Source organism: Gemmatimonadaceae bacterium, from assembly GCA_020852815.1.
GTDB lineage: Bacteria > Gemmatimonadota > Gemmatimonadetes > Gemmatimonadales > Gemmatimonadaceae > SCN-70-22.
This window is the reverse complement of the sequence record JADZAN010000009.1, coordinates 177,699-197,350: the sequence shown is the minus strand read 5'-3', so window position 1 is coordinate 197,350 and position 19,652 is coordinate 177,699. Positions and strand designations below refer to the sequence as shown.

Genomic DNA, 19,652 nt, shown 5'->3' with positions numbered 1-19,652 from the left:
GCGCGGTGTCGTCGCTCAGACGTGCACGCGCTCGCCGAGTGACGGCACCACGACGTGGAATCCGTCGGTGCGCAGCGCCTCGGCGAACGCGTCCTGCGCCTCCGCCTCGCCGTGCACGAGGAAGACCGTGCGCGGAGCGCTCCCCTGCCCCCGAACGTGTCGGATCCACTCGCGCAGGTCGGTGCGGTCGCCATGCGCGCTGTACCCGTTGAGCACCTCGACCTGCGCGCGCAGTGGCACCTCGTCACCGAACACCTTGATCACCGGCTGCTTCTCGAGGATGCGCCGCCCCAGCGTGTGCTCGGCCATGAAGCCGACGATGAGGATCGTGTTGCGCGGATCGTCGGCCCCATTCAGCAGATGATGCAGGATGCGCCCCGACTCTGCCATCCCCGATGCCGCGATCACCACCATGGGGCCGCGCATCGTGTTGAGCGCTTTCGACTCCGCGGTGTCGCGCGTGTATCGCACCAGGTCGAAACGAAACAGGTTCGACGCATCCTGCACCATCCGCTCCGAGCGATCGAAGATGTCGGGGTGCATCTCGAAGACCGACGTGGCGTCGATGGCGAGCGGCGAGTCGATGAAGATCGGGATCTCGGGAATCTTCCCCGCGCGCGCGAGCGCGTGGAGTTCGTAGACGAGTTCCTGCGTGCGCCCCACCGCGAACGCCGGGATCAGGAGCTTCCCGCCGCGCTTCGCCGTCTGGCTCACGATCGCCGCGAGTCGAGCCTGGGCATCCTCGAACGCCGGGTGGTCGCGGTTCCCGTACGTCGACTCCATGATGACGATATCCGCCCCTTCGGGCGGTTCGGGGTCACGAATGATCGGGAGTCCCGATCGCCCGATGTCACCGGAGAAGACCAGGCGGGTCGTCGTGTCTCCCTCGGTGCAGTCAAGGATCACCGACGCCGAGCCGAGGATGTGTCCCGCCTCGACGAACGTGAGCTGCACGCCGGGAAGGATCTCGACCCGCTTCTTGAAGGGGACCGAGATCATCTGCTCAACCGTTCGCGCCGCGTCGCGCGCCGTGTACAACGGGTCGGCGTGTGCCTTGTTGTGGCGGCTTAGGTGCTCTGCATCCTTTTCCTGGATGTGCGCCGAATCGGCGAGCATGATCGCGCACAGGTCGCGCGTGGCCGGCGTGCACCAGATCGTCTGCTGGTACCCCTCGCGCATCAGGAGGGGGAGGCGCCCAGAGTGATCGATGTGGGCATGCGAGAGAACGACGGCGTCCAGCTCCTGCACATCGAACGGGAGGCGCCGGTTCTTCTCCTCCGACTCGGCACGTCGCCCCTGGAACAGGCCAAAGTCGAGCGCCAGCATCTTGCCGTTTACCCGGACGATGTGACACGACCCGGTGACCTCACGGGCGGCCCCTGCAAACTGGATCTCCACAGCTGCGCTCTCACTCTCCCTGGTGCAGGTGCCGCCCATGGGCGACATGAGTGTGCCCGGCGCGCGCCGTCTTCTGCGGTGCGCGCGAAATTAGTACCTTGGCCGCCATGCACAACACCCCTGCCGGCTCGACGCCATCGCGCGCCGCGCGTCCATCGCTCACGATCGTCAGGCATCCGCTCATCCAGCACAAGCTCACGCTGATGCGCGATCGCCGAACGCCAAAGAAGATCTTCAAGGAACTCGTCGACGAAATCGCGATGCTCATGGCCTACGAAGCGACGGCGACGTTGTCGCTCGATGAGATCGTCGTGCAAACGCCACTCGAGCAGGCCACCGGGTGGCAAGTGAGCGGGAAGAAGCTCACGCTCGTCCCCATCCTTCGCGCAGGGCTCGGGATGGTCGAGGGAATCCTTCGCCTGGTGCCATCAGCACGCGTCGGCCACATCGGGCTGTATCGCGATCACGACACGCTCGAACCGGTCGACTACTACTTCAAGGTCCCGGGCGACGCCGCGGAGCGAGACTTCTTCCTTCTCGACCCCATGCTCGCCACGGGCGGTAGCGCCGTCTCGGCGATCGACTCCCTCAAGCGCACCGGCGCCACGCGCATCCGCTTTCTCTGCTTGGTCGCGGCGCCGGAAGGGGTGGCGCGTGTCCACGACGCGCATCCCGACGTCCCCATCTACTGCGCGTCGCTCGATCGCGAACTCAACGCGCACGGCTACATCCTGCCAGGGCTCGGCGACGCCGGCGATCGCCTCTTCGGGACGCGCTGAGGCGCTGGAGTACTGCGGCGCTGAGAGGCGCACTGCGGCGCTGAGAGGCGCACTGAGGCGCACTGAGGCGCACTGAGGGGCACTGACGCGCCGCGTGCAGCATTCGCGTTTTCCATCGGCCGCATCGGCCGCATCGGCCGCGTCGGACGCCTCGTCCACATCGTCCACATCGTCCGCGTTTCCCGCGCGGTACTCCGTCGTCCGTTGCTCGGACTCACAGCAGCTGGCGATCACTGTGAAAAACGTCTCTTGTTCGCAAACACGAGCATTACTACATTCCGCCCCATTCCGGGATACGCTGCGCCGAGCCACCCGCGCCTTGGTCGTTGATGCTCATCAATCTGCTGCCGGACTTCTTCGCAGTCCTGAACAGCACCGATCGAGTCGCCGCCTACCAGCAGTACTTCGACGCACACCGCGCCAGGCTGTCCGCCTACTGGCACAACTACGTCTTCGACCCGGATAGCGAGCACTTCCTCGAAGTGGTCCGCATGACCGCGCAGGCCGATCGCTCCGACCTGCGCACGATGCTGGAGCGTACCGACGTCGTCGCGCTCGCGCGCGAGACCGAAGCCCGGTGCGCCGAGTTGTTAGGCACCGACGTTGACCTCGACGTCGTCCTCATGGTCGGTGTCGGCGGCGCCAATGCCGGCGAACTCGTCGTCGCCGGGCGCGGTGTCGCTTTCGTCTGCCTCGAGCACTTCACCGGGATCGCCAATCCGGACACCCAGGGCCTCGGACTCGATCCCGAGCTGATTCCTCTCTGGCTCGCCCACGAAATCGCGCACGTCGTCCGCTATACGTCACCCGCCAGTCGCAGCGAGATGCGACAGCTCATCGACGAAGCCGACGGCTACTATTCCTACTGGGAATCGGGGCGGCGCGCCTCGGTGCGCGAACTCGTCATCAACGAAGGGCTCGCCGTCAGCGTCGCCCGACTCGTGAGCCCCGGGCACGCCGCGTGGGAGTACTACGGCTACGGTCGACGCCAGTATCAACGCGTGCGCGAACTCGAGACGCACATCACGCGGGCCATCACGCAGGAGTTCGACCACCACGCGCTGGGGCTGCGCCTGCGCTACCTCATGGGTGGCACCAGCGACGATGCCCGCACGGTCGATCGCATCGTCATCCCCGAGCGCGCGGGGTATTTCATCGGTGCTCGCATGGTGGAGGCCGCCATCGAGCAACGCGGAATCGCGTGGGCCATCCGCGCCTCCGCAGCGGAGATCGTCGAAGTCGCGCGCACCGCCAGCGTTTCGGCCTGATCTCCTGCACCCGGGCCCATGCCCGGGCGCTCACCGCGCTACTTCCCCACGCAGAACGAACGGAAGACGCGGTCCAGCACGTCGTCCACATCCACATTACCGATCAGTTCATCCAGCGCGTGCGTCGCGCTCCGGATGTGAACCGCCGCGACCGACGCCGGCGCCATCGGTGTGCGCCATATGGCAAGGAAGCGATCCATCTCATCGTGTGCCGTCTGCAGCGCCACACGATGTCGCTCACGCGTGAGCACCGGTAGCTCCGGCGCCACATCGCCGACCTGTCGCTCCAGGACGGCATGCACCTCGCCCAGGAGCCGGTCGAGCCCCTCACGGTGCAGTGCGCTCACGGCAACGGTCGCATCGGCGCCAGCTGCAACGCCGCCATCATCGGCCGCCAGGTCAGTCTTCGTGAGCACCGCGATGCGCGGTGCCGGACCCAGCGCCTCCACGTGCGACAGTGCCTCCGCAATGGCGGCGCGTGTCTCGCCGCACACGAGGACGATGTGCGCCGCCCGGATGTGTCGCTCGCTGACCTCGATCCCCAGGCGCTCAACCACGTCGCGCGTCTCGCGCAGGCCGGCCGTATCCACCAACCGCAGCGGCCACCGCCCCGACTCCACGCGCGCCTCGATGGCATCGCGTGTCGTCCCGGGCACCTCGGTGACAATTGCCCGCGTCTCGCCAAGGAGCGCGTTGAACAGTGACGATTTCCCGGCATTCGGCGCCCCGGCAATCACCACGACGGCCCCGTCACGTGCAATCTCGCCCCGCGGAACCGTCGCCAGGAGACGGGCAATGCCCGCGCGCGCCTCACGCGCCGCGCTCTCGATCGTCTCCCGCGCGATGGGACCGTCGTCTTCCTCCGGGAAGTCGATATCGTACGCCAGCAGCGCCTCCACGTGCAGGATGCGCTCGCGCAGCTCGCGCAACGTGCGCGTCAGCCCACCGTCCAGCTGCTGCACCGCGGTCCGGCGCAGGGCATGCGTCCGCGCATCGACCAGGTCGGCAACGGCCTCGGCCTGCAGGAGGTCCATCTTCCCGTTCAGCACGGCGCGCTGCGTGAACTCTCCGGGCTCGGCGCTTCGCGCCCCCTGCCGCGACAGTGCCTCCAGGATCGCCGACGACACCGCGACTCCACCATGGCAGGCAATCTCCACCATCGGCTCGCCCGTGTAGCTCCGCGGGGCGTCGAAACGCGTCACCATCGCCTGGTCGATCACGCTGTCATCGCGATCGTCGCGCACGAGGGAGCGCGTCACCACGCGCGGCGCGTCTGGCCACGGCGTCACGAGTCGGGCCGCGATACGATGCGCGTCACCCCCGCTGAGTCGGACAATGGCGATCGCGCCGCGTCCTGCGGGGGTGCTCAGCGCGGCGATGGTGTCATCACGGACCAGCATCGGCGCCCCACTCGAGATTCGGGTCAGGCGAGCGCACTCGGCGTCGGCACCTTCGCGCCCCGCAGCACTCGCCACGCGGCGGTTAGCCTTTCTTCCCCCCTCCACCGCCCAGCTTTCCACGCTCGTTGGCAATCAACCATTGCTGCGGCAGCGCGGCAATGTTCTGGATGGCGTAGTAGAGATTGAGGCCAGAGGCAAAGTTCGCGAACAGGAACGTCATCATTACCGGGAAGATGTAGAGCATCATCTTCGCCTGCGGATTGGGCGGCGAATTGCGCATCCCGATCCACGACAGCAGGAACATCGAGACCCCCATCAACAGGGGAACGATGTAGTACGGGTCCTTGATCGAGATATCCGCCAGCCACAAGAACGGGACGCCGCGAAACTCGATGGTGTTCTGGAAGACGAAGAAGAGCGCGAACAGCACGGGCATCGGCAAGAGCATTGGTAAGCACCCGGCAAAGGTGCTGAACGGGCTCATGTCGTGTTCCTTGTACACGCGCATCATCTCCGACTGCATCTTCTGCGGGTCGGCCTTGTAGCGCTTCTGGATGTCGTTCAGCTCGGGCTGGATGCGCTGCATCCGCATGCTCGTGCGCATCGCCCCGTGGTTCAGCGGCCACAGGATGAGACGCACCGCGATGCCGAAGATGACCAGCAGCCAGCCGTAGTCGAGCTTGAGCGTGGCGCGCATCCAGAGCAGGATCTTCATCACGACCGTTGCGAAGGGCTGCACCACTCCCTGCAACCAGCCGCCATAGGGATTCGAGTTCTCGAACTCGCGTCCGAGCGCCTGCAGGCGCTTGTACTGCTGCGGCCCTGTGTACAGCTCGAACCGGAACGTCCCGTTGTTGAGACGAGTGACGACCGTCCCCGTGGCCGACGTCGCGCGCTTCGTCGTGCGCGGGCCACCCACTGTCACGGCTTCGGCAAACGAGTCATCTCCCTCGCTCCCCAGCACCCCGACAATGAAGTACTTCGACTTGGCAGCGGCCCACACCAGCGGCCCCTGCACAAGGTGACGCTCGCCGGGATCGAGCTTGCCAAACGGCACTCCTTCGGCGCCGCGCCCGCGCGGCTTGAGCGCAAAGGCGAAGTGGTTCTGGTCATCCAGCGAATCCGCCTCGAACGAATGAAACGTGTTCGGAAGATCGATCAGCACGAAGCGCGCTGGTTGCCCGTTGGCATCGACGCCAACCGATCCTTCAACGCGCGCCAGGAAGGAGTCCGGCACGATCGTGTACTTGAGCGACAGGGCACGCCCGTTGGCGCTACCCCTGTAGTCAAGCACCGTCGCACCGCTGCTCGCGGTTGAGCGTTCCAGCGTGAAGGACACCGATGCCAATGCCAGCGTGTCCGTCGCCCCGAGGACCCGGTAGGAGATGAGCGATCGCCCGTTCCCGGAGGTGATGGTGACGTTCTCGTTCACCTTGTCCAGCGCGCGGTAACTCGGCAGGCGCACCGACATCGGCGCAGCGCCCTGATTGCTGAACACGTAGTCGGCCACAGCACTGGTCACCGTCGTCGACTCGGGCTTTACCGGACCGGTCGAATCGGTGCTGGTCGCCGCGAGCGTTGGTGCTGCCGGAGCCGAGGGACCGATTGTGCTTCCAGGTGGAACGCTTGCCTGCCCGGATGGCGCGGCAACCGCAGCGCCAGATTGGCTGCTGTCGGTCGTCCCGGCGACTGGCTTGGCTCGCCCTTTCGTCATCGACGTCGGAAAGAGCTTCGGCGTGATCATGATGACGAGCGCTACGAGCGCGAGCGCCAGGATCGTGCGTTTGTCCATCGCTTCGAGCTCTATCAGGGCACAGGATCAAATCCGCCAGGGTGCAGCGGATGACAGCGGGCAATACGCTTCGCTGCCAGGAGGGTACCGCGAAAGGCGCCGTGCTTCTCGAGCGCCTCGATCGCGTACTGGGAGCACGACGGGTAAAACCGGCACACGGCGGGAACGAGCGGACCGATGAACATCTGGTAGATGCGCACCAGCGCGATTGCGACGTGTCGCATCACGCGCCCCCTGAAGGTCGTGGCAGGATGTCATCGCCCTCTGCTCCGGGCGTTGTCCCTCCGGCCACCTCCCGCGTGCGTTGCAGCTTGGTGACGACCAGTTCCATTTGCCCCTGCAGTTGGGCGAAGTCCAGTCGATACGCCGACCGTTGCGCCCAGATCACGACGTCCGACGGAACGCCTAACGGCAGGATGTGCAATCGTACGAACTCCCGCAGGCGCCGTTTCAGCCTATTGCGGTCCACGGCCGAGTGACCATAGCGCGGGACGACAATGCCCACTCGCAAACGCGCGTGAGGGGAAGCGCTCACCCGAACCAGTAGCGCGCTCGTTCGGAGAGCCTTCCCCTCTAGTCGTATGCGCTCGAGGTCGGCACCGCGCGTGATCCTGCTGGCGCGGGCGAACCGGCGATTACTAGGCGGCCGCGTACTTGGACGGCAGCTTAACCGTCAACCGCTTGCGCCCCTTCTTGCGGCGCCGGCTCAGAACTTCGCGCCCCCACTTCGTCTCCATGCGGGTGCGGAATCCGTGCTTGCGAATCCGGCGCTTGTTCCGCGGACGATACGTCGGCTTGCCCATTCCTATCTCCGAAAGCTACTGAAAATCGTGGCGAAAGAACGGGAAGGATAGAGGCTTACGCCTTGCATGTCAACGGGTTAGCTGTTGCTCGCATTCGCGAGGAATTGACTTTTCCACAGGCCGTGCCTACGTTCGGCCGCCCGATCTTTTCCACATGGTCATGGATCTCTCGGCCGACCAAGCCTGGCAGCGCCTCCTCGACTACGTCAAGCGAGACATGGCGGAACAAACGTTCCGTACATGGCTGGAACCGGCTGTGCCTGTTGAACTTACAAAGCACAAACTCACCGTTAGGGTCGCCGACCAGTTCGCCGCCGATTGGAATGAGTCCAAGTTCAGCTCGCTCCTCGACTCCATCGCACCGATGGTGCTCGGCCATCCCTGTCACGTCGTCTTCCTCGCAGACGAAGCTCGGCAGCAGCGTCCTCAAATGGACCTGTTCTCGCAAAGCGGTGCCCCCGTCCAGCCCAAGGGTTCTGCGGGTCAGCTCCGCGTTCACACACCGCCCATTCTTTCTGCTCGATACACCTTCGATCAGTTCGTCATCGGCAAGTCCAATGAGGTGGCGGCAGCAGCAGCCCACGCCGTATCACAGGCTCCTGGTCGCGTCTACAACCCACTCTTCATTTACGGAGCTAGTGGTGTTGGAAAGACACACCTCATGCAAGCAGTAGCTCACGAGCTTCTACAAAGGGAGCCAGGACTTCGCGTCATCAACATGGGTGCCGAGCAGTTCACGAACGAGTATATCAACGCAATCCAGACTCGGTCCACCAATGAGTTCCGCCGGCGTTTTCGGGAGTGTGATCTCCTCCTGATCGATGATGTTCATTTCCTGAAAGGCAAGGAAGCTACCCAGGAAGAGTTTTTCCACACGTTCAATACCCTCTACGAGAACGGCCGGCAGATCATCATGACCTCCGACCGTTCACCGGCAGAGATTCCCGGTATTGAAGCACGGCTCGTAACTCGTTTCCAGTGGGGAATGGTCGCCGACATCGAGCTTCCAGACTTGGAACTTCGTATCGCGATTCTCCGCAAGAAATCTGAGGTTGATCAGCTCCAGCAGACCATTCCCGATGAAGTCATTCGCTTCCTCGCAGAGCATATCCGATCGAGTGTTCGGGAGCTCGAGGGTGCGGTGATACGCCTTCTGGCTTATTCCTCGCTTCGCCGCAAGGAGATCACGATTGCACTCACCCAGGAAGCGCTTCGTGACAAGTTGCGACGCGAGGACAACGGAACGCTCAGTGAACTGACTCCAATAACACCCGAGCGAATTCAGGATATTGTAGCTTCGGAGTGGGGAGTAACCGCTGATGGTTTAAGGTCAAAGACCCGTACCAAGACTCTGACAATACCACGCCAAGCGGCAATGTTGCTTTGCCGTGAGTTACTCGGACTACAGCTAGTGGAAATCGGACATCGTTTCGGGGGTCGCGATCATTCAACGGTTATCCACAGTCTTGAACGCGCTGAAGATCTTTCAGCTAATGACACCACATTTCAGACCAAGATTCAACAGGCAAAGCGACGGCTTACTTCATAATTCACATCCACCAACATCAGTCGACAGTCACTCCACAACAGTTTCTATCCGATAAGTTCAACGTCTATAACCACTTAACTGTTTTACCACACTATTCCCCAGATTATACTAGTTCTACTAGAACTTTCTTCTTCTATACAACTACCTAGTAACTCCTCACCTTCTCCACTCACCGAGTCCAGAAATGCGCCTCACCATCAGTCGTGAGAAGCTCCAGGAAGCCCTCACAGCTGTCGCTGCTGCAGTTCCGACGAAGACAACTCTTCCTGTTCTTGGGAATCTTCTCCTCGAGACAACAGATAAGGGACTTCGTCTTTCCGGAACTGATCTGGATATTGGTGTAAGCACGGAGGTTCTAGCTGATGTGGAAGCGCCAGGTGCGATCACAGTACCAGCGAAGAAGCTGAGTGAGATTGTTCGTGAACTTCCGCCAGCTCCTGTAAAGTTGGCTGCTGCTGGTGAGCAGCGAATTACTCTTGAGTGTGGTCGCTCTCGGTTCAAGCTTCTTGGATTACCGCGGGATGAATTTCCTGCGTTCCCAACTGTAGACTTTGCGCGGTCTTGGCGTGTGAAGTCAGGTGACGTTCAGAAACTGATCTCTCACACAGCCTTTGCGGTATCGACAGAAGAAAGTCGTCCGATCTTGAATGGGGTTCTGTGGGAAGTACGAGAGAAGGAAACGCGAATGGTGGCAACGAATGGTCACCGTTTGGCAAAGATGGAGATCCCGTATAGTGGGTCTCTCACGGGTGATTTCATTATTCCCCCAAAAGCACTCGAACAAGTTCGGCGACTATTCCCCGCTGATGAAGAGCTCGAAGTGGCTCGTGGAGAAAATCACTTGGCTTTTCGATCACCATTCACGGCGGTATTCACACGCCTGATCGAAGGACCGTATCCCAATTACGACCAGGTAATTCCCCGAGATAACAATCGAGTTGCAACGATTGACAAGACTGCGCTGCAAAGCGCACTCAAGCGGATGGCCGTTGTTGCGTCAGATCAAACCCATCGAGTGAAGCTCTCGTTTAATCTGGCGCTGCTGAAGTTCTCGGTGGCCACACCGGATCTTGGAGAAGGTCAGGATGAACTGCCAATCCGTTACGATGGAGATCCGATCGATATTGGCTTCAACGGAATGTATCTCCTGGAGATCCTGCGATACATGCCAACTGAGGAGATCAAGTTCACGTTCAAGGAACCTGAACGTGCAGCGACTCTTGAACCAGAAGGATGGCAAGAACCTGGTAAGTATCTCTGCTTGGTAATGCCACTTCGTCTGGTTGACTGAGCGATTCACTCCTTTTTCTTGGTGAGAATCAGCTCCGTCTGTTGCGTGAAACTCTGGTTTCGGCGTGAACTTCGGAAAGTTGGATTCGAAGTGGAGCGGAGAACGAGTTCATCAGCCATCAGGCTGCTTGCGGGATCTCCCCTGACATACAGTGCAGCCGTCAGGGTTCCGACTCCAGTCATAGGTAGTGCGCGACTACTATCAGCCAAGAATGAACCGGTTGCCGTGATCTGCGAAGAGAGTGTGTCAGTGAGCGGTTGTACTGCTGGTTGAGAGTGTGTGGCAAGAGACACCCTGAACTGAACACCAGCTTGGCAGTAGCGATACGTGAGCGAGTCACCTGTGATGGGTGGCTCGTTTGTCATGTTGAGTATCGCACGCAACCAAATAGTCGAAAGCAGCTGCGATGTGAGGGAGGTAACTGGTTCACATGAAACGTGTGAAGTGCTCGAGCTATCGGGCACGACCCGGCCAGTCCTCGATGCGGCACGCGACACCACGATGACAGGAAAACGTGCCCGCGTGCCAAGCTCGGGTACCATGGGACGCTGAGCAGGAAGACGATACCCTGAATCGGATTGGAGCCTCAACGCCACTCCTCCGTCAGGCATCAGCTCCAGGTGGGCGGATAGGCTCTCCTGTAGCACGAGCGTATCGACTCCGACACTATCGCCTGTGTTCGCGCGCTGGAAATGCTCCTGCGTGATAACCACAGCATGTACACGGTACTGCGCCTCTTGATTTCGCAGAATTGGTCGCGGAGCGGTCGTGCGAACAATGAAAGTGTCGCTCCTGGGCGGCAGCGGGTCGACTTGCACCTGGCGAGCAGGAGACGCAGGTGCGCACGCAGCAGTCCAAATGCCAGCGCCGAACACGAACATCGAGACTGCCCCCGGGAGAATTCTCGTCAACCAATGGGGGTCACGATCCTTGCTGCCATGAGCCTTGGCAGGAGGCGTCAGATACATGCAGGCCTGTAAGCCGGGTTCTGTCGGATCTGTGATCCGGATGATCATTCCTCTCGGCGCAATGTCGCCATTGCGCTCTAGCAGCCAACCCGCGGCGTCTTTGTCGAGAAGGACTGTCTCTCGCCGCCTATTTGGCCTTGCTCCGACTGGGGTTTGCCGTGCCGTTCCTGTTGCCAGGAACGCGGTGGGCTCTTACCCCACCGTTTCACCCTTACCGCTGCTTTCGCAACGGCGGTTTGTTTTCTGTGGCACTTTCCGTCGCAGCATGCGCTACGCCCAGGCGTTACCTGGCAGTCTGTCCAAGGAGCCCGGACTTTCCTCGGCGCAACCGGTTACCCGATTCCGACGCGATCATCCAGCCTGCACGTACCTGACGCCTGCAGTATAACGGTACTGGTACAGGTGACGATGGAGTCAAAACGACAGCATCCTGTGCATGTTGTCACGTGTGTCATGTGACGGAGACGTGACGGTCCCTCGTACTGTTCCCGCTGACCTCACGACGGAAGGCGCCCAATGGGAATCCAATGGCGGGATGCAGGATGGCCGGGTGGAGGAATGGAGAACGGAACCAGTTCCGTGGTAACTCGTGTAGCCACGATGTTGACTCCGGACGAACGTCTCCGCGTCGATGCGGTCGGGATTGGGGTCATACAGGCAGTACACCGGGAATCGGTGGATGATCTGCGTCGAGATCTCCGGTCCCAGCGCGTGCGGGCGCTCATCGTCTCCACCTCCATGTGTCACGGCGTCCAGATGACTGGCGTTGCGCGCATGGTGCGGGAGTTCCCACGTGTACCGACCGTTGCCCTTCTGTCGCAGTTCGACCGTGCGACCGTGAGAACGGTACTCTCGCTGGGACAGTGTGGCATTCGGACACTCATCGATGTCCGGGAGCCCAATGGATGGCGCGAGCTGCGTGCGGTCCTGCTCAACGAGCGCACGTCGGACGTCCAGCGCCTCGCGATGTCGCGATTGGCGCTGGATCTGGCGCAAGCTCCTGCCGGAACTCGGCGCTTCTTTGACACCCTGTTCGCGCTGGCTGCTCGCACGCCAACCATTCGCCAGTTTGCGCGCTCGCTGGAGATCGTGCCCGGGACATTGATGAGCCGCTTCTATCGAGCGCAGCTTCCACCGCCGAAACGATTCCTCGCGTTCGCGCGACTGAGCTGCGCAGCACGACTGTTCGAGAACCCCGGAGTCTCGGTGTCGAGCGTCTCGGACCAGCTCTGCTACTCCTCACCGCAGAGCTTCAGCCGGCACGTACGCTCCATCCTGGGGATGAGTGCGATCCAGTTCCGCGTGCGCTACGATTGCGAAGGGATGCTCGATGCCTTTCGGGAGGAACTCGTCCTGCGACACCTCTCCACGTGGCGGGCGTTCGATCCCTTCGGGCACACGGCGCGGTCGATAGGCATACGGAAGTCCGAGAATCGACGCCGCGTGGTCACATTCCCCGAGCCCGCTCTTCCCCTCCGCAGTGTTGCGGAGGAGTTAAGCGGTGGGGAGCAGCGGGAGGATCTCAGCCGCCCGGGCGAGTGAAACAACCGACAACCCTTGCGCCTCGATCGCTTCGCGTCCGCCTTCCTCGCGGTCAACCAGTGCGAGTACGCCGAGGATGGTCGCGCCATGTTGACGGAGGACCTCGACTGCCTTGAGCGCAGATCCGCCGGTGGTGATGACGTCTTCGACAACCACCACTCGGTCACCCTCGCGGTACGGTCCCTCGACTTGACGCCCCGCTCCGTGCGCCTTGGCTTCCTTGCGAACCGTGAAGGCTCTAACGGGTCGCGAGGTCGACGCACTGGCGAGGGAAATTGCATAGGCAATGGGATCGGCGCCGAGCGTGAGACCGCCGATGGCATCGACATTCGGGCCGAAGGCGCGTCGCGCGGTCTCGAGTCCCAGCGGGCCGATGAGGGCAAGTCCCTCCGGACTCATCGTCGTTAGGCGCGCGTCGATATAGAGGTTCGACGTACGTCCCGACGAAAGAACGAAATGTCCGCGGCGCGCCGACCGTTCGGCGAGCAGGGCCACGAGCTGTTGTTTCGGTTCCATGTGTGAAGGTGCGCGGGCTACCGGCGAAACAGGCCCTTCATCTTGGAGAAGATCCCCGACTCTTCTTGCGGCTCGGCTGGAGCGACCGGGGCGGCGGTCGCGAGCAGCGCATCGTGCAGCTCACGGGCGAAGGTGAGGATGTCGGGGTACCGATCGTCGGGCTGGCGCGCGAGGGCGCGCATGATCACAGACTCGACGCGTGGACCGAAGTCCAGGCTGGTGCGAGCCTTGTTGAGCGCGATCGGTGGTTGCGACAGGAGCTGCGTGAACATCTCCCGCGGGCTCTTGGCGAGATACGGGAGCGTGCCGGTCAGGAGGAAGTAGGCGATGGTTGCCAGCGAATACTGGTCCGCAGCGGGAGTGACCAGTTCCCCCGAGAGGGCTTCGGGAGCCACGTACATCAGCGTCCCCACGAAGTAGCCAGCGCGGGTGAGGCGCTCGTCCTGGCGCGTGTCGGTGGCGGCCGCGATGCCGAAATCGAGGAGCTTGGTGGCACCGGTCTCGGGATCGTACATCGCGTTGTCGGGTTTCAGGTCGCGATGAACGATCCCCGAGTCGTGCGCGGCCTTCACGGCCTCACCAATGCTCAGGATGATGCGGGCGACCTCCTCCCGGGGGAGGGGAGCATGGTCCTTGGCGTATCGCTCGAGCAGCTCGCCGGCTGCCCATTCGATGACCAAGTAGTGGTACCCTTCGGCCTCCCCTGTCTCAATCGTGCGAATGACGTTGGGGTGAATGACTCGTTTGCCGAACTCGGCTTCGCGGTTGAAGCGCGCGACGGCGGTCTTCTCCTGTCGGAGCTTGTCGCGCAGCACCTTGAAGGCAACCTGACCGTTCTGCGCGTGCTCGGCGCGATAGACGACAGAGGTGCCGCCCTCCCCCACGAGGCTTTTCAGCGTGTAGCCGGCGATCGACCGCCCGACAAGATTCTCCTTGGACACGGCGCCGAACCTAATGGTCCCCCAGTAGGGCAGCAAGCAATGCGCGAGAATCACCCCGACTCCTATCTTGCAGCGTCCCTCGGGACGTCCTCCTCTCCTGCCCGCACCTCTTGTGCGGCCTGGGCTCCTATGCGTTCGATCCTCCTCCTGTTCGCCGTGCTGGTCTCGCTCGGGGGATGTGCCTCCAAGAAGGGGGCAAACCCGGGACAGGGGCCGGCTCCCGTCCCCGCTGGTACCGCTTCCAACCCGGCGGCGGCGGGTCCGGTATCCAACCGTCGCATTCCGACGCAGCCGGATCCGGTGATGCTCTATCGCCGGCTGGGGCTGCTCGCCGAGGGCGGTGAGACGCCCTTCGTCGGCTCGCTGGCCTTCCTGGCCGGGCGCACGAACGATTCGACGGTCATGGTGCTCACCGTCTCGCTTGCGAACCGCTCGCTGCGATTTGGTCGAGAGGGCGACCGGTATCGTGCCTCGTACAACGTGGGACTCGAGATCAAGCGCGGAACCACGGTGGTGCAGAACATCAGCTCCAGGGAATCCGTGCGCGTTCTGGTGTTCCGCGAGACGCAGCGAACGGATGAGAGCGTGCTCTATCGTCAGATCGTGACGCTCGCACCGGGGATGTACGACCTGCGCCTGACGGTGCGCGACGATTCTGTGGCACGCGGGAGTGCGATCGAGGCAACGGTGGGAGTGCCGAGGCTGGTCGATGGTTCGATCTCCTCACCGATTGCCTTCTACGAGGCCACACCGCGCACGACGCTCGATTCGCTGCCGCGGTTCATCGCCACGCCGAGGAGCACTACGGTTTTCGGGCGCGACTCGGTTCTTCCGATCTATGTGGAAGGGTATGGGGGAGGCGCGACCTTTCCCGTGCGCATCTCGGTTCGCCCTGATGGGGCGAACACCGTGCTGTGGAGCGATTCTCTGGTGCTCACCCGTCGGGCGAATCTCTTCTCGGGCACCTTCAACGTGCCGCTGGTAAAGCTGGGCGTCGGGGTGATGTCGGTCGGCGTATCGCGCGCGGGAAGTGCCGACACACTGAGGGCGCCGGTGTTCATTGCGTTTGGTGAGGACCTTCCGGTCGCGACGTTCAACGAGATGCTCGACTATCTCCGGTACTTCGCGAGCGCGTCGCGCCTGTCGGCCATGCGCGATGCGCCCCCCGACCAGCGCGCGGCGCTCTGGGCATCGTTCATCCGGGAAACCGACCCGGTCCCCCAGACGCCACAGCACGAGGGGCTGCGCGACTACTTCAACCGCATCGCGCAGGCAAACGCACGTTTCCGTGAAGAGGGGGCCGCCGGCTGGTTAACCGACCGCGGACGAGCGTTCGTGGCGCTGGGAGCGCCAGATCAGATTATCGAGCCCAACCTGGCTGACATGAACCAGCGTGGGCGAAGCCAGGTGTGGGAGTACCGGCAGCACCGGCTGCAGATCGTATTCATTGACCAGACTGGGTTCGGTCGGTGGCGGATGACGATCAGTTCGGAAACGGAATTCGAGAGTGTCGTCCGCAGAATCCTGCCCTAGGCCTCGGCGGGTCCAATATCAATAGGGGTGGTATCTCATTGGCTTTCAATGTCTTCTCTTGACATATCAGAACGTCGGTCCTAAATACGGCGGCGCTGGAGTTCTGGACTTTCAGTCCAGCTCGCGTGAGCTCTGATACCTGCAGGAGGCAACTCGTATGGCCAAGGGGAAGGTGAAGTGGTTCAATGACGCCAAGGGCTTCGGCTTCATTGAACAGGAATCCGGAGAGGACGTCTTTGTCCACTTCTCTGCGATCCAGATGGATGGCTTCAAGACCCTCGCCGAGGGGCAGATGGTCGAGTTTGAGGTCGAGAGTGGTGCCAAGGGACTTCACGCGAGCAGCGTTACCCGAGCGTAGGGACGTCGTGCGCGCGTAACATGCTGGCAGCACGCGCCTAGCGCGCTTCTAGCGCGACCCAGCTCCTCGAGTGCACAAGGCCGCCCTCCTCCTGAAGGAAGGGCGGCCTTGTCACGCTGGTGACACGGCTGGCGAGTACGCTCCTGACATGACTGGTGACAAGAGCGAAGGCGTCGAGGATGGCGCCCTTTGAAACGCCGCTGACAACGCTGCTGGAGACGCTGCTGGAGACGCCGGCGGGCAGCGGATGACGGCGCGCCGCGCTAGAGTTGTGCGTGTTGTACGACGGCGACCGGTCGCACTGCCTTCGCTCGGTCTCGCCCGGTCTCTCCCTCTTTCCCCTTGGTCGCGTGCCGCCCGCCACTCCGCCGACCTCACCGACGCTCTTCCTGATCGATGGATACGCGCTGATCTATCGCGCGTTTTTCGCGCTGCTCTCGCGTCCGTTGACGACGGCGCGCGGCGAGAACACCTCGGCGGCGTGGGGGGTGGTCAACTTCCTCCAGCGACTCGTCGCCAAGCATCGCCCCGAGTACATCGGCTGGGTGCACGATTCGGGGCGGTCGTTCCGCCACGAGATGTATCCGGCGTACAAGGCGACGCGTGAGAAGCTGACGGAGGAACTGCAGGCGGATTTCGATACTGGGGTTGAACGCATCAAGGAGTTGCTCGAGGCGTTCCGCGTCCCCGTCCTGTCGGTGAATGGCTACGAAGCCGACGACGTGATTGGCACGCTCGCGGCACAGGGGACGGCGCAGGGCGTGAACGTCGTCATCGTCTCGGGCGACAAGGACTTCCAGCAGCTCGTTAGGCCGGGCGTGTGGCTGCTGAATCCCGGACGCGGCGGCCCCGCATCGGTGGATGAGCAGTGGGTAGGAGTGGAGAACGCCGCCGAGCGACTGGGTGTGGCGCCGGAGTTTGTTATCGACTACCTGGCGCTGGTGGGCGACAGCTCGGACAACGTGCCTGGCGTTCCGGGAATCGGGGAGAAAACGGCGAAGGAGCTCGTCGAGGCCTTCGGGCACCTGGAATCGATCCTCGAGCACGCGGCCGACGTGACGAAGAAGCGTCCGCGCGAGGCGCTGCTGGCCAACGGCGAGCAGGCGCGTCTGTCGAAGGACCTCGTCACGATTCGCGACACCGTTCCCATTGCTCTCGACCTCCCGGCGCTGCAGCGGCGTGCATCGGACACATCGCGCCTTCGGCAGTTGTACAACGAGCTGGAGTTCACCTCGCTGCTGAAGGACCTGGAGGGTGACGTCCCCGCCGAGCGCGCGCGGGCCGACCGCCAGGTGCAATACTCGGTGATCGATACCGTGGAGTCGCTGGCATCGCTGGTGACGACACTCCGCGATGCGAAGCGTTTCGCCTTCGACACCGAGACCGTCGCGGAGCCGGGAAGCCCGACCAAGGTGGATCCGCTTCGCTCGCGCCTGGTCTCGATCTCCATTGCCACCGGCGCGGGGGTGGGCTACTACCTCCCGTTTGCGCACCGGGTCTGGGAGCCGGAGCAGGGAGCGCTGGCCCTCAAGCTTGGCGCCACCGGCGCCACCGGCGCGACCGGCACCGGAGGCGGAAAGGGGAAGGGAGTGAGCACCAGCACGCGCGGGCCCGAGGGTGACAGCATCGCCGCGCGTGCCCTCGCGGGAGGCGCGACCCCTGTGCGCAACCTCCCCCCCTTGCTCAGCGATGCGTTGCGCGACTTTCGCGCGGTGCTGGAAGACCCGGCCATCGCCAAGGTGGGGCAGAACTGCAAGTTCGACCTGCTGGTGCTCCGCATGGCGGGGGTGACGGTGCGAGGGATCGACTTCGACACGATGCTCGCCAGCTATGTGCTGGACCCCGGGCGTCGCTCGCACTCGCTCGACCTGCTGGCGTCCGAGTTCCTCGATCACGCGATGATCTCGTACGAGGCGCTGTGCGGGAAGGGGAAGCAGGAGCTTCCGTTCGACGTGGTCCCGATCGAGAGCGCACGCGACTACTCGTGCGAGGACGCCGACATGACGTGGCGCCTGCACGAGCTGTTTGCTCCCCAGTTGGAGCAGATGGGTATGCGGGCGCTCTTTCACGAGATCGAGATGCCGCTGGTGTCGGTGCTGGCGGACATGGAGTTGGCTGGCGTCTCCATCGACGTCGCCTGGTTTCACTCGCTCAAGACCCGCTTTGCGCGCGAACGCGAGCGGGTGGAGCAGGAGATCTACGGCGAGGCGGGGGAGCAGTTCAACATCAACTCCAACCCGCAACTGCGCACGATCCTGTTCGAGAAATTGCAGCTGCCGATCAAGAAGAAGACCGCGACCGGCCCCTCGACCGATGCCAGCGTCCTGCAGGAACTCGCCGACGAGGGGCACACGCTCCCCACGCTGCTGATGGAGTACCGAGAGCTGGCCAAGCTCGAGTCGACGTACCTCGACACCCTGCCGGCGCTCATCCACCCGCGCGATGGACGGTTGCATACGTCGTTCAACCAGACCGTGGCCGCCACCGGGCGGCTCTCGTCGAGCGACCCCAACCTCCAGAACATCCCCATTCGCCGCGAACTGGGGCGCGATATCCGCCGAGGCTTTGTGCCGCAGGCCGGGTGGAAGTTCGTCGGCGCCGACTACTCGCAGATCGAGTTGCGGCTGCTGGCGCACCTCTCGCACGATCCCGCGTTCGTGCGGGCGTTCCAGTCGGGCGGCGACATCCACAAGGAGACGGCCGCGATCATCTTCGGAGTGCCGTTAGGCGAGGTGACATCCGAGATGCGCGCCCGCGCCAAGACGATCAACTTCGCGACGATCTACGGGCAGGGGGCACACGCGCTCTCGCGCCAACTCAAGATTGCCAACGCCGAGGCGAAGGCGTTCATCGCCACGTACTTCGAGCGCTTCAGTGGCGTGCGCGAATACCTGGACCGCCAGGTGGAAACGGCGAAGACCAACGGATACGTCGAGACCATCTTCCACCGCCGCCGCTACATCCCCGAGCTCAAGGACCGCAACTTCAACATTCGCGCCTTTGGCGAGCGCGTGGCCACCAACGCCCCCATCCAGGGATCGGCCGCCGACTTGATCAAGATCGCCATGATCCGCATCCACGCGGCGCTGCAGGCGTCGGGGCTGCAGGCGCGCATGCTGCTGCAGGTCCATGACGAGCTGGTCTTCGAATGCCCCGCGGCGGAGGTGGCGGCACTCACGGCCCTGGTGCGCGACCGGATGGAGTCGGCGGCGCAGCTCGACGTTCCGCTCCTGGTGGAGGTGGGGGTGGGCGACAACTGGCTGGACACCAAATAGGAGCGATCTGGCGCACGGTTGCGAATTGCATCCTGCCCGAATTGCGGCGAAACGACGGACTGCCGTGGTTTGTGCGTGACGTCACAGGGGGGGCGTAAGTCCATGTAGAACAACCCCTTGATCTTGGCAAATCGAGACGGCCCCGGCATTGCCCTCTCAGCGGCCAGTCCTCCCCCGCCCGGGGGCCCAGTCTGCGGCTCGTTCGCCAGCCCGCACGCCCGTTCGACGATTCAGGTGCG

16 protein-coding genes and 1 other RNA gene are annotated in these 19,652 nt (G+C 63.0%); 8 read left to right on the top strand and 9 right to left on the bottom strand.

The genetic code is table 11. From position 1 onward, the window contains the following. Nucleotides 1–15: 15 nt before the first annotated feature. Nucleotides 16–1,446, bottom strand: coding sequence for an MBL fold metallo-hydrolase (locus IT359_05030; protein MCC6928341.1), 1,431 nt, complete (start codon nucleotides 1,444–1,446; stop codon nucleotides 16–18). A 59-nt stretch (nucleotides 1,447–1,505) separates the two neighbouring features. Here IT359_05030 and upp point away from each other — a divergent pair, with 59 nt between their 5' ends. Both upp and IT359_05020 read left to right on the top strand, forming a co-directional pair. Then, a complete protein-coding gene (upp, locus tag IT359_05025; protein ID MCC6928340.1) occupies nucleotides 1,506–2,177 on the top strand; it encodes a uracil phosphoribosyltransferase in 672 nt (223 codons plus the stop codon). Nucleotides 2,178–2,503: 326 nt separating this feature from the next. Further along, a complete protein-coding gene (locus tag IT359_05020; GenBank protein MCC6928339.1) occupies nucleotides 2,504–3,445 on the top strand; it encodes a hypothetical protein in 942 nt (313 codons plus the stop codon). A gap of 38 nt (nucleotides 3,446–3,483) precedes the next feature. Here the strand turns inward: IT359_05020 and mnmE are convergent, their stop codons facing one another. The 5 genes from mnmE to rpmH all read right to left on the bottom strand — a co-directional run bounded on the left by mnmE (nucleotide 3,484) and on the right by rpmH (nucleotide 7,440). Further along, nucleotides 3,484–4,845 (bottom strand): tRNA uridine-5-carboxymethylaminomethyl(34) synthesis GTPase MnmE, encoded by a 1,362-nt coding sequence (gene mnmE, locus IT359_05015; GenBank protein MCC6928338.1) that lies wholly within the window; start codon nucleotides 4,843–4,845, stop codon nucleotides 3,484–3,486. Nucleotides 4,846–4,927: 82 nt separating this feature from the next. Further along, nucleotides 4,928–6,637: a membrane protein insertase YidC gene (yidC, locus tag IT359_05010; protein ID MCC6928337.1), complete on the bottom strand. Its 1,710-nt coding sequence runs from the start codon at nucleotides 6,635–6,637 to the stop codon at nucleotides 4,928–4,930. A gap of 14 nt (nucleotides 6,638–6,651) precedes the next feature. Then, the gene (yidD, locus tag IT359_05005; GenBank protein MCC6928336.1) at nucleotides 6,652–6,861 is read right to left on the bottom strand and encodes a membrane protein insertion efficiency factor YidD; all 210 of its coding nucleotides are present in this window, start codon (nucleotides 6,859–6,861) and stop codon (nucleotides 6,652–6,654) included. Continuing rightward, on the bottom strand, nucleotides 6,861–7,247 hold the full coding sequence (gene rnpA, locus IT359_05000; GenBank protein ID MCC6928335.1) for a ribonuclease P protein component: 387 nt from the start codon (nucleotides 7,245–7,247) through the stop codon (nucleotides 6,861–6,863). The genes yidD and rnpA overlap by 1 nt, the downstream gene beginning before the upstream one ends. A gap of 28 nt (nucleotides 7,248–7,275) precedes the next feature. Then, nucleotides 7,276–7,440: a 50S ribosomal protein L34 gene (gene rpmH, locus IT359_04995; protein ID MCC6928334.1), complete on the bottom strand. Its 165-nt coding sequence runs from the start codon at nucleotides 7,438–7,440 to the stop codon at nucleotides 7,276–7,278. Between the two features lie 160 nt (nucleotides 7,441–7,600). On the opposite strand from rpmH, the gene dnaA reads away from it, so the two are divergent. After that, on the top strand, nucleotides 7,601–8,989 hold the full coding sequence (dnaA, locus tag IT359_04990; GenBank protein MCC6928333.1) for a chromosomal replication initiator protein DnaA: 1,389 nt from the start codon (nucleotides 7,601–7,603) through the stop codon (nucleotides 8,987–8,989). Between the two features lie 184 nt (nucleotides 8,990–9,173). Beyond that, complete coding sequence (gene dnaN, locus IT359_04985; GenBank protein ID MCC6928332.1) at nucleotides 9,174–10,280, top strand: DNA polymerase III subunit beta; 1,107 nt, start codon at nucleotides 9,174–9,176, stop codon at nucleotides 10,278–10,280. A gap of 961 nt (nucleotides 10,281–11,241) precedes the next feature. On the opposite strand, the gene rnpB is transcribed toward dnaN, so the two are convergent. Continuing rightward, an RNA gene (gene rnpB / locus IT359_04980) (RNase P RNA component class A) lies at nucleotides 11,242–11,615 on the bottom strand. Nucleotides 11,616–11,986: 371 nt separating this feature from the next. Here rnpB and IT359_04975 point away from each other — a divergent pair. Next, nucleotides 11,987–12,790 carry a helix-turn-helix transcriptional regulator gene (locus IT359_04975; GenBank protein MCC6928331.1) on the top strand — a complete coding sequence of 268 codons (804 nt, stop codon included), beginning with the start codon at nucleotides 11,987–11,989 and terminating at the stop codon, nucleotides 12,788–12,790. Here the strand turns inward: IT359_04975 and pyrE are convergent. Together pyrE and IT359_04965 are read right to left on the bottom strand one after the other, a co-directional pair. Further along, nucleotides 12,743–13,306 carry an orotate phosphoribosyltransferase gene (gene pyrE, locus IT359_04970; protein ID MCC6928330.1) on the bottom strand — a complete coding sequence of 188 codons (564 nt, stop codon included), beginning with the start codon at nucleotides 13,304–13,306 and terminating at the stop codon, nucleotides 12,743–12,745. The two genes, IT359_04975 and pyrE, sit on opposite strands and share 48 nt — an antisense overlap. A gap of 17 nt (nucleotides 13,307–13,323) precedes the next feature. Continuing rightward, nucleotides 13,324–14,301, bottom strand: coding sequence for a serine/threonine protein kinase (locus IT359_04965; protein ID MCC6928329.1), 978 nt, complete (start codon nucleotides 14,299–14,301; stop codon nucleotides 13,324–13,326). Nucleotides 14,302–14,376: 75 nt separating this feature from the next. Here IT359_04965 and IT359_04960 point away from each other — a divergent pair, with 75 nt between their 5' ends. From IT359_04960 to polA, 3 genes are all read left to right on the top strand, one after another. Continuing rightward, the gene (locus IT359_04960; GenBank protein MCC6928328.1) at nucleotides 14,377–15,780 is read left to right on the top strand and encodes a GWxTD domain-containing protein; all 1,404 of its coding nucleotides are present in this window, start codon (nucleotides 14,377–14,379) and stop codon (nucleotides 15,778–15,780) included. Nucleotides 15,781–15,937: 157 nt separating this feature from the next. Continuing rightward, nucleotides 15,938–16,138, top strand: a complete 201-nt coding sequence (locus tag IT359_04955; GenBank protein ID MCC6928327.1) for a cold-shock protein — start codon at nucleotides 15,938–15,940, stop codon at nucleotides 16,136–16,138. 350 nt (nucleotides 16,139–16,488) lie between these two features. Beyond that, nucleotides 16,489–19,413 carry a DNA polymerase I gene (gene polA / locus IT359_04950; protein ID MCC6928326.1) on the top strand — a complete coding sequence of 975 codons (2,925 nt, stop codon included), beginning with the start codon at nucleotides 16,489–16,491 and terminating at the stop codon, nucleotides 19,411–19,413. The last annotated feature ends 239 nt before the right edge of the window (nucleotides 19,414–19,652 follow it).